Genomic DNA, 18046 nt, shown 5'->3' on the forward strand with positions numbered 1-18046 from the left:
TCAGGCGTGACCCGATTCGTTCGATAACATCCCCGGATCGATCCCGATCTTATGCAGCGCGCGAATATATTTGTCCTCGATATCGCGGCCAAAGATCAAATCCTGATCAGCCGGGCAGTGCAACCATCCGTTGTCCTGGATTTCGGTCTCCAGCTGCCCCGGCGCCCATCCGGCATAACCAAGCGCCAGTATCGCATGTTTCGGACCCGCGCCTTTGGCAATGGCTTCCAAAATATCGAGCGTCGCGGTAAGGCAGATGCCCTCGTCAATGGGCAACGTCGCATCCTCGATGAAGAAATCGCTCGAATGCAGAACGAAGCCGCGGCCGGTTTCGACCGGGCCGCCCTTCATCACTTTCATCGTTTCGGCGGTTTCCGGGAGCTTGATCCGGTCGGTTCGCTTGATGATGTTGAGTTGCACCAGCAAATCAGTGAAGTCGACGCTCCCAGCAGGGCGATTAAGGATAATACCCATCGCTCCCTCGGACGAGTGCGCGCAAACGTAGATCACGGAACGTGCGAACCGCTCATCTTCCATCACCGGCATCGCAATCAGCAACTGGCCGTCAAGATAGCTGCGGTCATGAGTTTCCGTGTCTGCATCGTCAGTGTGACGATGGTCTCCGCCAAGCTCCTTACGCGCTGGATTCATCAGCAAATGACCCTCATGTTGCCCCTTCCATCCTGATATTGGGCGTTCATTCTGTCAATCAACCTTCCCGTCATGGGCTAAACAGCGCATCACAAGCAATTCAATAGTTTGGCCCGGGAGCAACCTGTAAAAAAGACACCGCATGATCATCAAAGTTCCTCTTTACGCGGTGCCCGGCGTTGCGGTCGCGTTGCTGGCGTGTGCGCTTTCGACTCCTGCGACGGCCCAGGATTCCTCGCCATGGCAGCAGAGCAGCCACGCCGCCGTCCGCCTGCTCGCGGGCTCGCGCAGCGGAGCGGTGCTGCTCGGCGGCATCGCGTTTCAGCTCGAGCCGGGTTGGAAAACCTTCTGGCGCACACCGGGCGACTCGGGCGTGCCGCCGCGTTTTGACTTCTCAAGATCGGAAAACGTCGATGCGGTGACCGTACTGTGGCCCGCGCCCTCGAAATTTCCCGACGGCGCGGGCGGACATGCGCTCGGCTACAAGGAGCAGATCGTGCTGCCGCTGCGGATCGCCGCCACGAACGCCGACAAGCCGATCACACTGCGCGCAACCGTCAATTTCGCGGTATGCGCCAAGCTGTGCATTCCCGCCGAAGCCAGTATGGAGCTTGCTTTCGCCAGCGTCGCCAGCTCGGAAGACAGCGCGCTGGCCGCAGCACTCGATATGGTGCCGAAGCCGGCCCGGATCGGCGATCCCAATCCCTTGACGATCCGCGACGTCAGGCGCGAGGAGAAATCCACCGTGATCGTCGATGTCGCAACCTCAAATCCCAAAGACGAGGTCAGCCTGTTCGTCGAAGGCCCGACGCCGGACTGGGCGTTGCCGATCCCGACACGGCACGAACACGCGCCGCACGGGGTGAAACGATTTTCATTCAAGCTCGACGGTCTACCGGCAAACACGAACGCCGAAGGCGCCGCGTTGAAACTGACCTTGGTCGGCGACAAGAGCGCCTACGAATTCAACATCAATCTGAATTGACTGCGAACCGTCAGAGGCAAAACCTATCCGTTCCGCCCAACTGAATCTTAAGGAATCGTTGCTAGGTCCGGAGCGAGGCGCGCTTCCAGCGTCGAGGATTTCGCCGTGGCCATGACAGACGCCCAGCCCGCCTCTGCGAAACGATTGTCGGTCCTGACCGGACGATTGCGCGCGATAATGGGCGGCGGTTCAAGCGAGGCTTCGCTGACCAAGCGGCTCGCCGGCACAATCTTCATCATCCGTGTGATAAGCGCCGGGCTCGCTTACGTGGCGCAAATCCTGCTGGCGCGCTGGATGGGCGGTTCCGACTACGGCGTCTATGTGTATGTCTGGACCTGGGTGCTGCTGCTGGGCAGCATGATGGATTTCGGCATCTCGGCCTCGGCGCAGAAGATCATTCCGGAATATCGCGCGAGCGGCGACGACGAGCGGCTACGTGGATTCCTGAGCGGCAGCCGCTGGATGACATTCATCGTTGCCTCGCTGATCTCGATCTTACTCGCGGCCCTTGTCAAAGCGCTGTCGCCATGGATCGACGCAGCGACGGTCGTTCCGCTTTATATCGGCTGCCTGACGCTGCCGGCGTTCGTGGTCGCCAACACCCAGGACGGCATTGCGCGTTCGCACGACTGGATGCGGCTCGGATTAATGCCGCAATTCATTGTGCGGCAATCGCTGATTATCGGCTTCACCGCCGGCGCTTTCGTGCTGGGATTTCATCTCAACGCCACCGTCGCCATGCTGGCCAGCGTGGCGGCGGTGTGGATTGCCATGATCGGCCAGATGATCATCCTCAACCGCAGACTGGGCAAGATCATAGCGTCCGGCGCCAAGGTTCATGATTTTCGCGGCTGGCTCTCGGTCTCGTTGCCGATCCTTTTGGTCGAGAGCTTCTATCTCCTGTTATCCTACACCGATGTCCTTGTGCTGCAGCAGTTTCGCTCTTCGGAGGAGGTCGGCGTTTACTTCGCCGTCGTCAAAACCTTGGCGCTGGTATCTTTCATTCACTACGCCATGTCGGCGACAACAGCCCACCGCTTCACTGAATATCATGCCGCGGGCGACCGCGAGCGGTTGGCGGCTTACCTCGCGCATGCGATCAAATGGACGTTCTGGCCTTCGCTTGCGGCAACGCTGCTGCTGCTCGCGTTCGGCAAACCGATGCTGTGGCTGTTCGGTCCGCAATTCGTCACCGGCTACAGCATCATGTTCGTCGCCGCGATCGGGCTCGTGGTCCGTTCCGCCATTGGCCCCGTCGAGCGACTGCTCAACATGCTTGGCCATCAGCACGCCTGTGCATCCGCCTATGCGCTGGCCTTCGGCATGAACGTCGCCTTGTGCTTCGCGTTCGTCCCGCGCTACGGCGGTCACGGCGCCGCCGCCGCCACTTCGATCTCGCTCGCGTTCGAAACGGTACTGCTGTTCTGGATCGTCCGCCGCAGGCTCGGATTGCATGTGCTGGCGTTTGGAAAGAAGACGTAGCGAATAAAATTACGCCGCCGTCCAGCCACCATCGATCGACAGATTGCTTCCGGTGATCTGAGCGGCATCGTCGCCGCAGAGATAGAGCGCCAGCGCGGCGACCTGCTCGACGGTAACGAATTGTTTGGTCGGTTGCGCCGCGAGCAGCACATCGTTAATGACCTGCTCCCTGGTCAGGCTGCGCGCCTTCATGGTGTCGGGGATCTGCTTCTCGACCAGCGGCGTCCAGACATAACCGGGGCTGATGCAGTTGCAGGTGACCTTGTGGGGTGCAAGTTCAAGCGCCACCGTCTTGGTGAGACCCGCGATGCCGTGCTTGGCGGTCACGTAAGCCGACTTGAATGGTGAGGCTACCAGCGAATGCGCCGAGGCGGTATTGATGATGCGGCCCCAACCGCGCTTCTTCATGCCCGGCACCGCAGCGCGGATGGTGTGGAAGGCCGACGAAAGATTGATCGCGATGATCGCGTCCCACCGCTCGACGGGAAATGCCTCGACCGGCGAGACGAACTGGATACCGGCATTGTTGACGAGAATATCGACCGAGCCGAAGGTTGTTTCGCCCAGCTCGATCATGGCGGCGATCTCGGCTGGCCTGGTCATGTCGGCAGGCGAGTAGACCGCCTTGACCTTGAACTCCGCCTCGATGCCGGAGCGCTCTTTCTCGATGTCGGCCGCCGTGCCAAGCCCGTTGATCACGACATTGGCACCCGCCCCGGCGAAGGCGCGGGCATAGGCCAGACCTATGCCGCTGGTTGATCCGGTCACGACCGCGGTCTTGCCTTTCAGGTCCGTCATCGCTTTCTTATCGCTCGTCGGTGGAAGCCAACACCAGGGTCCAGAACACCTTGTATTTGGTACCCGGAGCATAGGTCGCCGCAATGCCTAATTTCGTGACACCGTTCTTGAGCATGTTCGCCCGATGAGGAGGCGAATCGCGCCAGCCGGAGAACGCCTCGGCGAGAGTATGGTAACCAGCGCCGATATTCTCGACCGCCAGCGTTGCCGGATAGCCGGCCGCTGCCAGCCGCTTGGGCAGCGTTCCGGCAACATCGTGATCCATCTTGTTGCGTTTGGCCATCGCCATCGATTGGGTTTCGGCGATCTTGATGAGTTCAGGATCAACCGTCACCGGGCCGAGGTTGTTATTGGCGCGATAGCCGGAAATCATGGAGGCCGCCATCGCGGGATCCAGCTTGGCCCCGCCATGGGCCATATCGAGATAGAACGCCGGCTGCTCGTGGGAAGGCGGTTTATCCGTAACGCATCCGGCCAGAGGCAGCAGGCCGAGAAGCGCAGCAAAAATGCGGATCATCCCCGTATCCCGAATCCGAAGTTCGCCTCATGACACTGTACCCTCCGTAGCGAACCGCGGATTCTAAAGGGCACGCGCAGCATATGCCGCTAGTGGTATTCCGGCCTTTGTAGGAAGGCACGCTGAACCGGGATGCGAATGTCCGAATCGGGCCACCACCCCCAATCAACTGCTGTTGTTGCACATCAACAGTGGCTGAAAGATGAATGATCCCGAGTCTCGCTACCGCAGCCTTTGATGCGAACATCGAAGTCAGAAGCGAAAATACGTCAGGTGCGATCCGCGAAAATGCGATAGCGCCGGGGCTGCAATCCGACGACCTCGCCACTGCGAAGCTCGCGATCACGCGGCGCATCGATCTCGATGATGGTTTCACCCTGGCCGTCGGACAACGCGATGTCGGCGCGCTGGATCGGACCGAAGCTCCGCACCCGTCGCACGGTGCCTTCGAGGCCGCCCCAGCCGGGCGGGCTGATCTGCATATCGTGGCGGCGCACGAACAGCTTCGACGGCCCGGCCGCACCGCACTCCGCGGCGATATTCAGCGGCGTGCCGCCGAGCCGGATCACGCCGTCCTGGATATCGACAGGCAGGACAATCGATTCGCCGATAAAGCCATGGACGAACGCTGTCGCCGGACTGTCATACACCTCACCCGGCTTGCCGATCTGCTCGATCCGACCCTTGTCCATCACCACCACGCGGTTTGCGACTTCGAGCGCCTCCTCCTGATCGTGAGTTACGAACACCGAGGTAACATGAATCTCCTCGTGCAACGAGCGCAGCCAGCGGCGCAGCTCCTTCCGCACCTTGGCGTCGAGCGCACCGAACGGCTCGTCCAGCAGCAGGATGCGGGGCTCGGTTGCCAGCGCCCGGGCGAGCGCGATGCGTTGACGCTGGCCGCCCGAGAGTTGACTCGGGTAGCGGTCGGCGAGCCAGTCGAGCTGCACCAGATCGAGCAATTCCTTCACTCGCGCGCGGATGCTGGCTTCATCCTTGCGAATGGCGCGCGGCTGAACCCGCAGCCCGAACGCGACATTCTCGAAGACCGTCATGTGGCGGAACAGGGCATAGTGCTGAAATACGAAGCCCACCTGCCGCTCGCCTGCCCCGCGCGCCAGCGCGTTCTCGCCGTCGAATGACACCGAGCCGCTGTCCGGCCAATCGAGCCCCGCGATAATTCGCAGCAGCGTGGTCTTGCCCGAGCCCGACGGGCCGAGCAGCGCCAGCAATTCGCCATCCGCGATCGTCAGGTCAACGTTATTAAGCGCGGAAAACGCGCCAAATCTCTTGACGATATTCTTCAGCTCAATGCTCACGCGCCTGCCGTCCCTCGTCGAGTTGTCCTTCGAGAATTGTTTTAGCAACCAGCGTGATCAATGCGAGCAAGGCCAATAACGATGCTACGGCGAACGCCGCTACAAACTGATATTCGTTATACAGGATTTCAACCAGCAACGGCATCGTATTGGTTTCACCCCGGATGTGACCGGAAACCACGGAGACTGCACCGAACTCGCCCATCGCGCGCGCGTTGCAAAGCAACACACCATAGAGCAGGCCCCATTTGATATTCGGAAGCGTGACGCGAAAAAAGGTCTGCAGTCCGGAGGCGCCGAGCGACAGCGCCGCTTCTTCTTCCGCCGTCCCCTGCTCCTGCATCAACGGAATCAGCGCCCGCGACACGAATGGAAAGGTCACGAACGTCGTCGCCAGCGCGATGCCGGGCAAGGCAAACAGAAGCTGGATGTCGTTATCCTGCAGCCAGGGCCCCAGGAAACCTTGTCCGCCGAACAACAGCACGAACACGAGGCCGGAAATGACCGGGCTGACCGAGAACGGCAGGTCGATTAATGTGATGAGCAGCGTCTTCCCGGGAAATTCGAACTTGGCGACAGCCCATGCGGCGATCAGTCCGAAAACGAGATTGAGCCCGACCGAAATCGCCGCGACCGTTAATGTCAGCTTGATCGCGGACAGCGCCTCCGGTTCGGTAAGGGCTGCGAGATACGCCTGCCCGCCCCTGGCTAAAGCTTCCGCGAATACGATCGTCAACGGCAACACGATGAACACCGTGAGAAACAGTCCGCAGAGGCCGATCAATAGTCCGCGCACCCAGCGCGGTTCGGTGCGGGCATCGGTCCGGTCAAGCGGAATCGTGAAAGCGGCTTCAGACATCAACGGCACCTCTAATACGCCGACTCTTGCGTCCGAGCCCAACGCTGCAAGCGATTGATGACGAAGATCACCAGGAACGACACCACCAGCATGACCACCGCGATCGCGGTCGCGTCGGCGTAGCGGAATTCCGACAGGCGGATCACGATCAGCAGTGGCGCGATCTCGGACACATTCGGCAGGTTACCGGCGATGAAAATCACCGAACCGTATTCACCGACCGCGCGCGCGAATGCGAGCGCAAACCCCGTAAGCAGTGCCGGCAGAAGGCTGGGAAGAACAACCCGCCACACCGTCTGCCACCGGCTGGCGCCAAGACTGGCGGCGGCCTCCTCGATCTCCGGATCGAGGTCGATCAGCACCGGCTGCACAGTGCGCACCACGAAGGGAATACCGATAAACACCATTGCGACGAAAATGCCGAGCGGCGTGAACGAAACCTTGACGCCCAGTTCGGCCAACGGTGCGCCGAGCCAACCATTCTGCGAAAACAGCGTCGTAAGAGCGATGCCGGCGACCGCAGTCGGCAACGCAAAGGGAATATCGACGATGGCATCGAGAATCCGGCGACCCGGAAACCGATAACGCACCAGCGCCCAGACAATGACGCTGCCCATCACCAGATTGGCCAGCGCGGCGAGAAACGCGAGCCCGAACGAAATCTTCAGCGCGTTCAGAGTTCGCCGGCTGATGACGATGTCGAGAAACTGGGCAAAGTTCAGCTCAAATGACTTAAGAAACAATCCGGCAAGCGGAATCAGGACGATGACCGAAAGCCAGGTCAATGTCAGCCCCATGGTGAGGCCGAATCCCGGCAGAGTCCGTCGTCGTCCCGATCCCCCTTTCACGTTGTCCCGCTCCGCCCCGTCGAGTCAGTCCCTGTAGATCTGGTCGAAGATGCCGCCTTCACTGAAGTGCACCTTCTGCGCCTTGGCCCAACCGCCGAAGACGTCGTCGATCTTGAACAGGTCGACCTTAGGGAATATGTCGGCATACTTCTGGATTACTTCCGGGTTGGTCGGGCGGTAGTAGTTGCGTCCCGCGATATCCTGCGCTTCCTTCGTATACCAATATTTCAGATATGCCTCGGCAACGGCGCGCGTTCCTTTCTTGTCTACCACTTTGTCCACGACAGCAACCGGTGGTTCCGCCAGAATGGAGATCGACGGCACCACAATCTCGAATTTGTCTTTTCCGAACTGCTTGAGCGCAAGAAAGGCTTCGTTCTCCCATGCAAGCAGCACGTCGCCTTCACCACGCTCGACGAAGGTAACTGTGGAGCCGCGCGCACCGGTATCGAGCACCGGAACGTGCTTGTAGATATCGGACACAAACTGTCTGGCCTTATCTTCCCCGCCAAGCTTTTTAAGCGCAAAACCCCACGCCGCGAGATAGTTCCAGCGCGCTCCGCCGGAGGTTTTGGGATTCGGCGTAATGACGTTGACGCCCGGCTTGATCAGATCGTCCCAATCCTTGATGCCTTTGGGATTGCCCGTACGCACCAGGAAGACAATCGTTGATGTATAGGGGGACGAGTTTTCCGGCAACCGCTTCTGCCAGTCCTTTGCCAACAGACCGCGCTCCGCCACCTCATCGATGTCATAGGCGAGCGCGAGGGTCACCACATCGGCCCGAAGACCATCGATCACCGAGCGTGCCTGCTTTCCGGAGCCGCCGTGAGACTGCTTGATCTCGACGCTCTTGCCGGTTTCCTTTTGATAATGCGCAGCGAACGCCTTGTTGAAATCAACATACAGCTCTCTGGTCGGATCATATGAGACATTCAGCAACGATATATCGGCCGCGTAGGCAGAACCAACCCAGATCAAACCGGCCAAAACCATTAAGATTCGACGAAGCATTTCCATCTCCACAAGAGCCGCTCACGCGAGGACCGTTAGCGCCAGAACCCATGGATGAAACTCGTCAAAGGGCATGCGTAAGTCAACGGAACGAGATTTCAATGTTCGCGGCGGCGCAGAGTCATTTCCCTACGAAATCTTCATCGTGTGAATGCCGCATTCCGTCTTGGCTCTGCCGCGCCAGCGACCGGCCCGCGCATCCTCGCCGGCCTGCCCGCGGCTGGTGCACGGCATGCATCCGACGGAGCGGAAACCGGATGCCACCAACGGATGCTGCGGCAGCTTTGCCGACGCATAGATCGCCTCGATATCCTCGCGCGAGGCGTTCGCGAACGGATTGAACTTGAGCCGCGTCCCGTCATCCTCGACCATCGGGATGTCGGCGCGCAGCCCGCCCTGAAACCGCTTGCGGCCATTGATCCACGCGGCGAACGGCTGAAGCGCGCGCGCAAGCGGCTCCACTTTCCGTATCCGGCAGCAGGCGTCCGGATCCGAAAGCCACAACTCGCGACCGGAGTCCTCCCGCTTCAACGCTTCGTCGGACGGCGGAATGGAGCGAACATCTCGCAGGCCGAGCGCGGCGATCAACGTGTCACGATAAGTCAGCGTTTCCTCGAACAGCCATCCGGTATCGAGAAAGATCACCGGAATGGCCGGATCGACATCCGCCATCACCTTGAGCAGCGCCGCCGACTCGGTCCCGAACGACGATACCAGCGCCAGCCTCTCACGACCGACCGCGCGAAGCGCCGCACTTATCACATCCGCGGGCGAAGCATCGCGTAAGGACTCGTTCAGCGCGGCCGCAGCAGGCAATGCGGGAGCCTCCGCCACGGGAGATTGCCCCGTCGGATCCGTCGCGACGCTCTCTCGTTCAGGCAGAGAAGTCATTCTGCGGCCACATGAAGTGTCTGGAGGAAGGAATTCCGGCTCGCGTTGCGCCCCAGCGCGGAATGCAACACGACATCGCCGATCACGAGGATGGCGGGGCCGCCCTCGACATCGCGAACCAGTGCCGGAAGATGATCCAGGATGCCGACGGCGGATTTGGCGTCGGGACGGGTGGCGCGAGCGAACACGCCGACCGGAGTTTCGGGCGAACGCCCGGCCTCCAGCAACCCGCTGCGGATCGCCGCCGCCGCCGTGATTCCCATATAGACCACAACCGTCATCTTGCGGTCGGTCAGCGCCGACCAGTCGACGTTCGAAGCGTCGCGAGCCTTGTGCGCGGTCAGGAAGGTGACGCGTAGCGCTTCATGGCGGTAAGTGAGCGGCACCTCGGATTCCGCAGCCGCGCCGATCCCCGCTGTAATTCCGGGAATAACCGAATAGGCGACACCGGCCTCTCGTAGCGCCTCAATCTCTTCGCCACCGCGGCCGAAAACGAAGGGATCGCCGCCCTTGAGGCGGACGGCACGCTGGCCGGATCTGGCGGCATCGATCAGCAGCCGGTTGATGGCGTCCTGCCCGATGCCGGGCTTGCCGACGCGGCGTCCCACCGGCACACGCACCGCGTCGCGGCGCGCGCGATCGAGAATCTCTGGCGTGACCAGTTCATCATAGAATACGATGTCGGCATCCTGTAGCGCCCGCAGCGCCTTGATGGTGAGCAGATCCGGATCGCCCGGCCCCGCGCCGACCAGCGTAACGCGGCCCGCGATATCGCCGGGAACAGATGCACCCGCATAAACTGTCGGATCGACAATCGCCTTCAGTGAACCTTCGGCTTCATCGGAGCGGCCGGCAAGAACCGCCTCGCCGATCGGACCATCGATCACACGTTCCCAAAAGCGACGACGCAACGGGAGGTCGGGAATGTGGTCATGAATCGATTTACGCCAGCGCCCGATCATAGCCGCGAGATCGCCGATTCGCGCCGGCAAGGCTGCTTCGATGCGTTCGCGCACCCGCCGCGCCACCACGGGCGACGTACCGCCGGTGCCGATCGCCGCCACCACGTCGCCACGATCCACGATCGCAGGAACGATGAAACTCGAACGGGCGGGATCGTCCATCACATTGACCGGCACGCCAGCCGCCAACGCGCGGGCCGCAACGGCCTCGCCGATCTTCCCGGCGCCGGCGCAGAACACCGCGACGACACCATCAAGATCAGCCATGCACGGATCGGATTCCGCTGGCTCGATCCGCGAAGCGGCAGCCGCGTCAAGACCGGGAACTACAAAATCGCCGTCGGTCGCGTGCCAGCGCACCTGCGCTTCCGCCGCAAGCAACAGGCGCAGCCTGGCACGAACCAGGTCGCCCGCTCCGACCAGAAGGATCGGACCACGACTGGAATCGAGGAAGATCGGGAGAAATTTCATTTGGCGTTCTCTTACTCCCTAAGCAGGGTTGACTGAAATTATTTTCTATTTATGTATCTGGCAAGATCGCAAAACAGAAAATTATTTCTTCTATGTAGAGAGCCAAGTATAGAATTTCCTGCTTCGAAGTACTGCCCGGGAGAGATGCATCTTCTCAGCCCCCGAAATCCTCAAAATGGCGGCCGCTGACTTCGACGATTAGCGGCTCGGCCGTCGACTGTGACCGAAGAAAAAAGAAGTTAAGGAGCAGGCCATGCAGCCTGGAATGGACCACCTCGATGCGCTTGAAGCGCAGAGCATCTACATTTTCCGGGAAGCGTTTGCCCGTCTGAAAAAGCTCGCGCTGCTGTGGTCGTTGGGCAAAGACTCCAACGTGATGATCTGGCTGGCGCGCAAGGCATTCTTCGGCCGGGTTCCGTTCCCGGCGTTACACGTGGACACCGAGAAGAAATTCCCGGAGATGTACGCGTTTCGCGATCACTACTCCAAGGAGTGGGGCCTCGACCTCAAAGTTGATTACTGTCCGCCGGTCGAGGCGATCGACCCGACCTTGCCGCCCGCCGCACGCTCCGCAGCGCGCAAGACCGAGGGGCTGAAACTCGCTTTGAACAAATACGGCTTCGACGGGCTGATCGCCGGTATCCGCCGCGACGAGGAAGCGACCCGCGCCAAGGAACGGGTGTTTTCGCCGCGCGGCACCGAAGGCGGATGGGACGTGCGCGACCAGCCCCCGGAATTCTGGGACCAGTTCAACGCCTCGCCGCCTCCCGGCGCTCACTTACGCATTCATCCGATCCTGCACTGGACCGAGGCGGATATCTGGGCCTACACCAAGCGGGAGAACATCCCGATCATTCCGCTGTATCTGGCGAAGGACGGCAAACGCTATCGTTCGCTCGGCGACGCCGACATTACCTTTCCCGTTCCTTCGACCGCATCGAGCATCGACGAGATTCTGGTCGAACTCGAAGGCACCAAGATTCCCGAACGCGCCGGACGCGCACTCGACCACGAGACCGAAGACGCCTTTGAGCGGCTTCGCGTCGCCGGCTATCTCTGATCTGAATCGAATCGAGCGATTTTCCAATGAATATCATCGCATCCAACCTCGCGTCGAACGCTACCCTCGCGACGCCCAACGGCACGACCCGCCCTCAGGTCCGCATCGTCATTGTCGGCCACGTCGATCACGGCAAGTCAACGCTGGTCGGGCGGCTGCTGCACGAGACCGGCAGCCTGCCCGACGGCAAGCTTGAGATGCTGAAAGCGGTCAGCGCGCGGCGCGGCATGCCGTTCGAATGGTCGTTCCTGCTGGACGCCCTGCAAACCGAGCGCGATCAGGGCATCACCATCGATACCACGCAGATCCGCTTCCGCACGCGCTCGCGCGACGTGGTGCTGATCGACGCGCCTGGCCATGCCGAATTCCTGCGCAACATGATCACCGGCGCAGCCCAGGCCGACGGCGCCGTACTCATCATCGACGCGCTGGAAGGCGTGCGCGACCAGACGCGGCGGCACGGCTACCTGCTGCATCTGCTTGGCGTCAAACAGGTCGCCGTCGTCGTCAACAAGATGGACCGCGTCGACTTCAGCGCGGAACGCTTTGGCGTCATTCGAGACGAGATTACCGCGCACCTGACCGGCCTTGGCCTCGCGCCGACGGCGGTGATTCCGATCTCGGCCCGCGATGGCGACGGCGTGTCCGAGCGGACTGCGAAGATCGACTGGTACAACGGTCCCACCGTGGTCGAAGCCATCGATGCGCTGCACCCGGCGCGGCCGCTGGATGAACTGGCGCTGCGCCTCCCCGTTCAGGCTATCTACAAATTCGACGATCGGCGGATCGTCGCCGGACGCATCGAGTCGGGCGGGCTGACCGCGGGCGACGAGATCGTGATCATGCCGGCCGGAAAGATCGCAAGGATTCGCAGCGTCGAAGGCTGGCCCTCGAGCCCGGCGGACGCGCAAGGCGCCGGCCGCTCGGTCGGCATCACGCTCGACCGCGAACTGTTCGTCGAGCGCGGCGATGTCATTGCGCACGTCGGATCGGCCCCGCGGGATACCCGAAGGATTCGGGCGCGCATCTTCTGGCTTCACGAGCAACCGCTCGCGGCCGGCGCATCCATTCTGCTGCGGCTCGGCAACAAGGAAACGCGAGCCGTCGTCGTGGCCATCGAGAAGGCCGTTGATCCGGGCGAACTTTCGAGCGCCGAGACCAAGGCGATCGCGCGCAATCACGTCGGTGAAATCGACATCTCGCTTTCGCAACCGCTCGCCGCCGACCCATATGTCGACAATCCTCGCACCGGCCGCCTCGTGATCGAGGTCAACGGGCGCATCGCCGGCGGCGGGCTCGTGCTCAGCGTCGACGCAGGACAGCGCGCGGTTCCGGTCGACATCGTGCCGGTAGAATCCGCGCTGCGGCCGGACGAGCGCTCCGCCCGCTATCGTCACAATGGCGCGGTGGTGTGGCTGACGGGATTGCCGGGCTCGGGCAAATCCACGCTGGCCCGCGCGCTGGAGCGAAAACTATTCAGCGACGGCGGCTCGCCGATCCTGCTCGACGGCGACACGCTGCGCGCCGGATTGAACGGCGACCTCGGTTTCTCACCGCAGGATCGCACGGAGAACATCCGTCGGCTCGCGGAGGTCGCCACGCATCTCGCCCGCAATGGTCACGTCGCGATCGTCGCGGCGGTCTCCCCGTTGCGCGAGGATCGCGCCGCGGCGCGGCGCATCGCCGACAACGTCTTCCGCGAGGTTTATGTCGCAACGCCGGCTGACGTTTGCGAGCGCCGCGACCCCAAGGGCCACTATGCGAAAGCGCGCGCGGGCGTGCTGCATGGCTTCACCGGCATCGGAAACGACTATCAGCCGCCAGAGTCGGTGGAACTGGCGATCGATACCTCGTCCTGCACGGTCAGCGATGCCACCGACGAGATCGAGCGGATGCTGATCAGAACCGGCATTCTGTTCGACGAAGTGACCGATCTCGCCGCCAACATCTAGCATCTCGCTTCTGATGGGGTCATAAGCGAGGCTCTGGATTTTGTTTTGACGCGTTTCCTTCACGCGAACCGGAGTCCATCCTCGGGTCAAGCCCGAGGACATGCTTCGCTCGAAAACGCCATGGGCTTGCGAATCCCGGGACCACCGCCGCGAACCTCACATGGCGGCGACTAACGTGGCGGGCTTCTCACGGCGCCGGCTTTGGCGCAAGATGGTTGCCGAAGGCCGTGTTCTGGCGACCCGGCCTTGAACGGCGCATGGTCGCCGTTTCTCGCGAGAAGCCCGTTGATATGACCCGAATCGACGCCCACGGACTGAAGATCGCACCTGTCCTGTTCGACTTTATCGCCGCCGAAGCGACGCCGCGGACCGGCATCGCTCCCGAGGCCTTCTGGGCCGGACTTGCAGCGATCGTGCGCGATCTTGGACCGAGAAACCGCGAATTGCTCGCGGTACGCGATAGGTTGCAGGCCAAGATCGACGACTGGCATCGCACTCATAAAGACACCCCGTTCGACATCAACGCCTACACCGCGTTCCTGACGGATATCGGCTATCTGGAATCGGAGCCGGAGACGCGGCAGGTCGAAACTGCCAATACCGATGACGAGATCGGCAAGATCTGCGGTCCGCAACTGGTGGTGCCGCTGACCAACGCGCGCTACGCGCTGAACGCCGCCAACGCGCGCTGGGGCAGCCTCTACGATGCGTTGTACGGCACCGACGCCATTGCGCACGAGACCGGCGAGGCCAACGGCTATGATAGGGCGCGCGGCGACAAGGTGATTGCGAGGGCGAAGGCCTTCCTCGATACGGCAGCGCCGCTTGCGAACGGTGCTCATGCTGACGTCACAGGCTACAGCGTGTGCAACGGACGCCTCTCGGTCAAACTCAAGAACGGCGGCACCGCCGGTTTGAAGACGGAATCGCAGTTCGTGGGCTACCAGGGCGATGCGAGTGCTCCATCCGCAATCCTGCTCGTCAACCACGGTCTGCACATCGATATCCAGGTCGAGCGCGCCCACCCCATCGGCAAGGATGATCCTGCCGGCGTCGCCGACGTGATCATCGAGGCCGCCATCAGCACCATTCTCGACATGGAGGACAGCGCCGCCGCCGTCGATGCCGACGACAAGGTTCTGGTGTATCGCAACACGCTCGGCCTGATGAACGGCACCCTCACCGACACTTTTGAAAAAAGCGGCAAGACCGTCACCCGCACCCTCAACCCAGACCGCGTCTATACCGCGCCGGAGGGCGGGCGACTCACGCTGCACGGACGAAGCCTGCTTTTGATCCGTAACGTCGGTCACCACATGTTCACCGACGCGGTGCTCGACCCGCACGACGCCGAGATTCCCGAGGGCCTGCTCGACGCAGCCGTATCGGGCCTGCTGGCGATACACGACATCAACGGGATTTCGAAAAAGCGGAACAGCCGCAACGGTTCGCTCTACCTGGTCAAGCCGAAGATGCACGGCCCCGACGAAGTCGCGCTGACCTGCGAACTGTTCGGCCGCGTCGAGGCGATGCTCGGACTGCGGGAGAACACGCTCAAGATCGGCATCATGGACGAAGAACGCCGCACCACGGTCAACCTCAAGGCCTGCATCCAGATCGCACTGAAACGCGTCTGCTTCATCAATACCGGCTTTTTCGACCGCACCGGCGACGAGATTCACACCTCGATGGAAGCCGGTCCGATGGTCCGCAAAGGCGAGATGAAAGCACAGCCATGGATCAAGGCCTATGAGGACTGGAATGTCGACATCGGCCTGATCGATGGTCTGCCCGGCCGCGCCCAGATCGGCAAGGGCATGTGGGCCGCGCCCGACAGGATGGCGGACATGCTCGCGCAGAAAATCAGCCACCCGGAAGCAGGCGCCACCACCGCATGGGTGCCGTCACCGACCGCGGCGACGCTGCACGCCTTGCACTACCATCAGATCGACGTGCTGAAGCGGCAGCAGGAACTGAAGGCGGGCGGGCGGCGCGCCAGGCTGTCCGATCTTCTCACGATCCCGGTGTCTCATTCGAACTGGGGGCCCGAAGACCTGAAGCAGGAAATCGACAACAACTGTCAGGGAATTCTCGGCTACGTGGTGCGCTGGATCGATCAGGGCGTCGGCTGTTCGAAGGTGCCTGATATCCACGACATCGGCTTGATGGAAGATCGCGCCACGCTGCGGATTTCCAGTCAGCATCTGGCGAACTGGCTGCATCATGGCGTCGTTACCCGCGATCAGGTGATGGATTCGCTCAAACGCATGGCCGTCATCGTTGACGAACAGAACGCAGGCGATTCGCTCTACAAGCCGATGGCGCCGAATTTCGACAGCACGGCCTTCAGAGCTGCCTGTGATCTGGTGTTCAAGGGCCGCGAGCAGCCGAACGGCTATACCGAATACATCCTGACCGAACGACGGCGCGAAGCCAAGGCGGAGCGCCACGGATTGACGGCTCGATCCTGCGAACAGCAATGAACCGGCCCCCCGCGCGGCCGTCGGGAGCAGCCTTGCTTGTCACGGGCGCCGCGCGCGTCACCCTCGGCGCCGTCAGCACTTGCCTCAGAATATCTGAAGATTTTTCAGCGCCGCAGCAACGCCGATCGCGATGACGGCGGTGCGGGCTATTTTCCTGCCGCGTCCGCCAACCGGCGACACGCTGATAAAATAAAGAACAAGAACCACGACGAAAAATGTAATCAGGAGGGTGATGAACATCGTAGCTTCCTCAATTGACCGCCGGAATTCAAGAGAAAGCGCCCTTCCAATTTGGCGCGCGAGCCAATCCCTGGCAAAGCCAGAAGGTTCCTAACAAAGCACCACCGCGCAGAATGACCGTGGACGTGTTGGCCACCGACCGGGTTTCCGATGTTCTGAACCCTCGACGTTCCCGAGCACGGCGTCATGACGTTGCGACTGTCCCGCATCGGACGTTGGAGCATCATTCCCGATTCCGACGGTCGCGGAACTTTAGCCTCGACAGCACGTTTGGCTTTCATATCCCTCAAGTTTTCAGGAGCGTTGGATGGCGAGCGATGGCGAGAATGCGATCAAGAACCTGACCGACAAAGCGACCTACGACCGGCTCGAAAAAGATTTATCAGCCGTCAAGAACGACATCTCCGCATTGGCCGATCAAGTCTCGGACGCGCTCAGTGCATTGACGGGCACAGCCAGGAAGCAAGCGCGCCGTGGATACAAGCAGGCTAAGGCGAATGTCGATTCTGTTTTGTCCGAAGTCTCCGAGCGCGGTAATGCAGCCATTGATGCAGCTCAAAGCGCCGTAACCACCATTGAAGACACCCTGGAAGAAGCCATCCAACAACGTCCCCTTGCCACGGTAGGACTTGCGATCGGGCTGGGATTTTTGATCGGAGTCACTTGGCGTCGATGACCGCCGAGTTGATCAATGTAAATTTTCAGATCGGCCTGTGTGCCACGTCTTGCGGTCGCACGCGGCCGATCGCGTCAAATGTTTCAGTAAATGATTTCGCTTCGGATGAGGCCTTGGAATGTTCCAGCGAGCAATCGACGACTTCAAGGAAAGCGCAGGCGACGCCGTGCAACTGACGAGTCTGGCGCTGGTGGCGGCTTTCGCGGCATTCGTCACGATCGTATTTCTCTGCGCAGCCACGTTTGTCTTCGTGCTTGAAAACTACGGCTTGATCGAGGCATGTCTGAGCGGGGCGGCGATCTTCTTCCTGATCACTTTCATCGCAGTCGTCGCTTTATTGATCCGGCGAAAAGCCGCGAAGAAGCGCGCAGCCCAGCACGCGAAAGCGGCATCGCAAAGTTTTCTCGCCGATCCAATGGTGGTAGCCGCAGGACTTCAGCTCGTACGCGCTGTCGGCATTAAGAAGCTGATTCCAATCCTGGCCGTCGGCGGTCTGGCGCTGGGACTGTTGGCGGGAAGGCGCAACCCCGATGACGGGACCGGCGTCAGGCCGTAAACACGGAGTTCTGATGGCAACTCATGTCACGCAACGACCGGGCTCAAGCCGTTTTGCAACGTCTGTCAGCGTGCTCACCACCGGTTCGCACGCGATTGCTCGCTTGGCCCGCCTCGGGGGCGGCGCGCGGTTCAAATCTCGATTTTCCCGCGTCGTAACGCGATCACCCGCCCCCTGACCGGAGTTTCCAGGAATCCGGAATACGACCGACATACTTGGCAGGCTTTCCAGCCGAAAGGAAACGGTTCGGCTGCTGGTGTGAGGAAATACGACGGCGCCGAG

Annotated in this window: 17 protein-coding genes; 7 read left to right on the top strand and 10 right to left on the bottom strand. The window is 61.3% G+C overall.

The window, feature by feature from the left end; genetic code table 11:
- Positions 1-651 (bottom strand): YqgE/AlgH family protein, encoded by a 651-nt coding sequence (locus NB311A_RS12925; RefSeq protein ID WP_009799028.1) that lies wholly within the window; start codon positions 649-651, stop codon positions 1-3.
- Between the two features lie 142 nt (positions 652-793).
- Here NB311A_RS12925 and NB311A_RS12930 point away from each other — a divergent pair, with 142 nt between their 5' ends.
- Both NB311A_RS12930 and NB311A_RS12935 read left to right on the top strand, forming a co-directional pair.
- Positions 794-1636, top strand: a complete 843-nt coding sequence (locus NB311A_RS12930) for a protein-disulfide reductase DsbD domain-containing protein (protein WP_009799029.1) — start codon at positions 794-796, stop codon at positions 1634-1636.
- A gap of 105 nt (positions 1637-1741) precedes the next feature.
- Positions 1742-3118 (top strand): flippase, encoded by a 1377-nt coding sequence (locus NB311A_RS12935; protein ID WP_040675068.1) that lies wholly within the window; start codon positions 1742-1744, stop codon positions 3116-3118.
- Positions 3119-3127: 9 nt separating this feature from the next.
- Here the strand turns inward: NB311A_RS12935 and NB311A_RS12940 are convergent, their stop codons facing one another.
- The 8 genes from NB311A_RS12940 to cysG form a co-directional block, all read right to left on the bottom strand.
- Complete coding sequence (locus NB311A_RS12940; RefSeq protein ID WP_009799031.1) at positions 3128-3916, bottom strand: 3-hydroxybutyrate dehydrogenase; 789 nt, start codon at positions 3914-3916, stop codon at positions 3128-3130.
- A gap of 7 nt (positions 3917-3923) precedes the next feature.
- Complete coding sequence (locus NB311A_RS12945; protein WP_009799032.1) at positions 3924-4433, bottom strand: CAP domain-containing protein; 510 nt, start codon at positions 4431-4433, stop codon at positions 3924-3926.
- Positions 4434-4702: 269 nt separating this feature from the next.
- Positions 4703-5752 (bottom strand): sulfate/molybdate ABC transporter ATP-binding protein, encoded by a 1050-nt coding sequence (locus NB311A_RS12950; protein ID WP_009799033.1) that lies wholly within the window; start codon positions 5750-5752, stop codon positions 4703-4705.
- Positions 5742-6611 (bottom strand): sulfate ABC transporter permease subunit CysW, encoded by an 870-nt coding sequence (gene cysW / locus NB311A_RS12955; protein ID WP_050752115.1) that lies wholly within the window; start codon positions 6609-6611, stop codon positions 5742-5744. Before cysW ends, NB311A_RS12950 begins: the two co-directional genes overlap by 11 nt.
- Before the next feature lie 11 nt (positions 6612-6622).
- Positions 6623-7459, bottom strand: a complete 837-nt coding sequence (gene cysT, locus NB311A_RS12960; RefSeq protein WP_083780451.1) for a sulfate ABC transporter permease subunit CysT — start codon at positions 7457-7459, stop codon at positions 6623-6625.
- A 24-nt stretch (positions 7460-7483) separates the two neighbouring features.
- Positions 7484-8473: a sulfate ABC transporter substrate-binding protein gene (locus NB311A_RS12965; RefSeq protein ID WP_040675226.1), complete on the bottom strand. Its 990-nt coding sequence runs from the start codon at positions 8471-8473 to the stop codon at positions 7484-7486.
- A gap of 129 nt (positions 8474-8602) precedes the next feature.
- Positions 8603-9364: a phosphoadenylyl-sulfate reductase gene (locus NB311A_RS12970; protein WP_009799037.1), complete on the bottom strand. Its 762-nt coding sequence runs from the start codon at positions 9362-9364 to the stop codon at positions 8603-8605.
- Positions 9361-10797 (bottom strand): siroheme synthase CysG, encoded by a 1437-nt coding sequence (gene cysG / locus NB311A_RS12975; protein ID WP_009799038.1) that lies wholly within the window; start codon positions 10795-10797, stop codon positions 9361-9363. Before cysG ends, NB311A_RS12970 begins: the two co-directional genes overlap by 4 nt.
- 253 nt (positions 10798-11050) lie before the next feature.
- Between cysG and cysD the strand changes: the two genes are divergently transcribed.
- The 3 genes from cysD (at position 11051) to NB311A_RS12990 (ending at position 16292) form a co-directional block, all read left to right on the top strand.
- Entirely contained in the window at positions 11051-11857 is an 807-nt protein-coding gene (cysD, locus tag NB311A_RS12980) for a sulfate adenylyltransferase subunit CysD (protein WP_083780452.1), read from the top strand.
- A gap of 26 nt (positions 11858-11883) precedes the next feature.
- On the top strand, positions 11884-13809 hold the full coding sequence (gene cysC / locus NB311A_RS12985; protein WP_009799040.1) for an adenylyl-sulfate kinase: 1926 nt from the start codon (positions 11884-11886) through the stop codon (positions 13807-13809).
- A gap of 290 nt (positions 13810-14099) precedes the next feature.
- Positions 14100-16292: a malate synthase G gene (locus tag NB311A_RS12990; protein ID WP_040675229.1), complete on the top strand. Its 2193-nt coding sequence runs from the start codon at positions 14100-14102 to the stop codon at positions 16290-16292.
- Positions 16293-16376: 84 nt separating this feature from the next.
- Here the strand turns inward: NB311A_RS12990 and NB311A_RS22025 are convergent, their stop codons facing one another.
- Positions 16377-16532, bottom strand: coding sequence for a hypothetical protein (locus NB311A_RS22025; RefSeq protein ID WP_009799042.1), 156 nt, complete (start codon positions 16530-16532; stop codon positions 16377-16379).
- Between the two features lie 307 nt (positions 16533-16839).
- Here NB311A_RS22025 and NB311A_RS12995 point away from each other — a divergent pair, with 307 nt between their 5' ends.
- Both NB311A_RS12995 and NB311A_RS13000 read left to right on the top strand, forming a co-directional pair.
- Positions 16840-17208, top strand: coding sequence for a YqjD family protein (locus NB311A_RS12995; protein ID WP_009799043.1), 369 nt, complete (start codon positions 16840-16842; stop codon positions 17206-17208).
- A 118-nt stretch (positions 17209-17326) separates the two neighbouring features.
- A complete protein-coding gene (locus NB311A_RS13000) occupies positions 17327-17764 on the top strand; it encodes a hypothetical protein (RefSeq protein WP_009799044.1) in 438 nt (145 codons plus the stop codon).
- Positions 17765-18046: the final 282 nt, after the last annotated feature.

Origin of the sequence: Nitrobacter sp. Nb-311A (assembly GCF_000152905.1) — a bacterium.
GTDB lineage: Bacteria > Pseudomonadota > Alphaproteobacteria > Rhizobiales > Xanthobacteraceae > Nitrobacter.

Coding starts and splice junctions, on each gene's coding strand:
- NB311A_RS12925 (WP_009799028.1), bottom strand. CDS start 651: ATGAATCCAGCGCGTAAGGAGCTTGGCGGAGACCATCGTCACACTGAC.
- NB311A_RS12930 (WP_009799029.1), top strand. CDS start 794: ATGATCATCAAAGTTCCTCTTTACGCGGTGCCCGGCGTTGCGGTCGCG.
- NB311A_RS12940 (WP_009799031.1), bottom strand. CDS start 3,916: ATGACGGACCTGAAAGGCAAGACCGCGGTCGTGACCGGATCAACCAGC.
- NB311A_RS12945 (WP_009799032.1), bottom strand. CDS start 4,433: ATGATCCGCATTTTTGCTGCGCTTCTCGGCCTGCTGCCTCTGGCCGGA.
- cysW (WP_050752115.1), bottom strand. CDS start 6,611: ATGTCTGAAGCCGCTTTCACGATTCCGCTTGACCGGACCGATGCCCGC.
- NB311A_RS12965 (WP_040675226.1), bottom strand. CDS start 8,473: ATGCTTCGTCGAATCTTAATGGTTTTGGCCGGTTTGATCTGGGTTGGT.
- NB311A_RS12970 (WP_009799037.1), bottom strand. CDS start 9,364: ATGACTTCTCTGCCTGAACGAGAGAGCGTCGCGACGGATCCGACGGGG.
- cysG (WP_009799038.1), bottom strand. CDS start 10,797: ATGAAATTTCTCCCGATCTTCCTCGATTCCAGTCGTGGTCCGATCCTT.
- cysD (WP_083780452.1), top strand. CDS start 11,051: ATGCAGCCTGGAATGGACCACCTCGATGCGCTTGAAGCGCAGAGCATC.
- cysC (WP_009799040.1), top strand. CDS start 11,884: ATGAATATCATCGCATCCAACCTCGCGTCGAACGCTACCCTCGCGACG.
- NB311A_RS12990 (WP_040675229.1), top strand. CDS start 14,100: ATGACCCGAATCGACGCCCACGGACTGAAGATCGCACCTGTCCTGTTC.
- NB311A_RS22025 (WP_009799042.1), bottom strand. CDS start 16,532: ATGTTCATCACCCTCCTGATTACATTTTTCGTCGTGGTTCTTGTTCTT.
- NB311A_RS12995 (WP_009799043.1), top strand. CDS start 16,840: ATGGCGAGCGATGGCGAGAATGCGATCAAGAACCTGACCGACAAAGCG.
- NB311A_RS13000 (WP_009799044.1), top strand. CDS start 17,327: ATGTTCCAGCGAGCAATCGACGACTTCAAGGAAAGCGCAGGCGACGCC.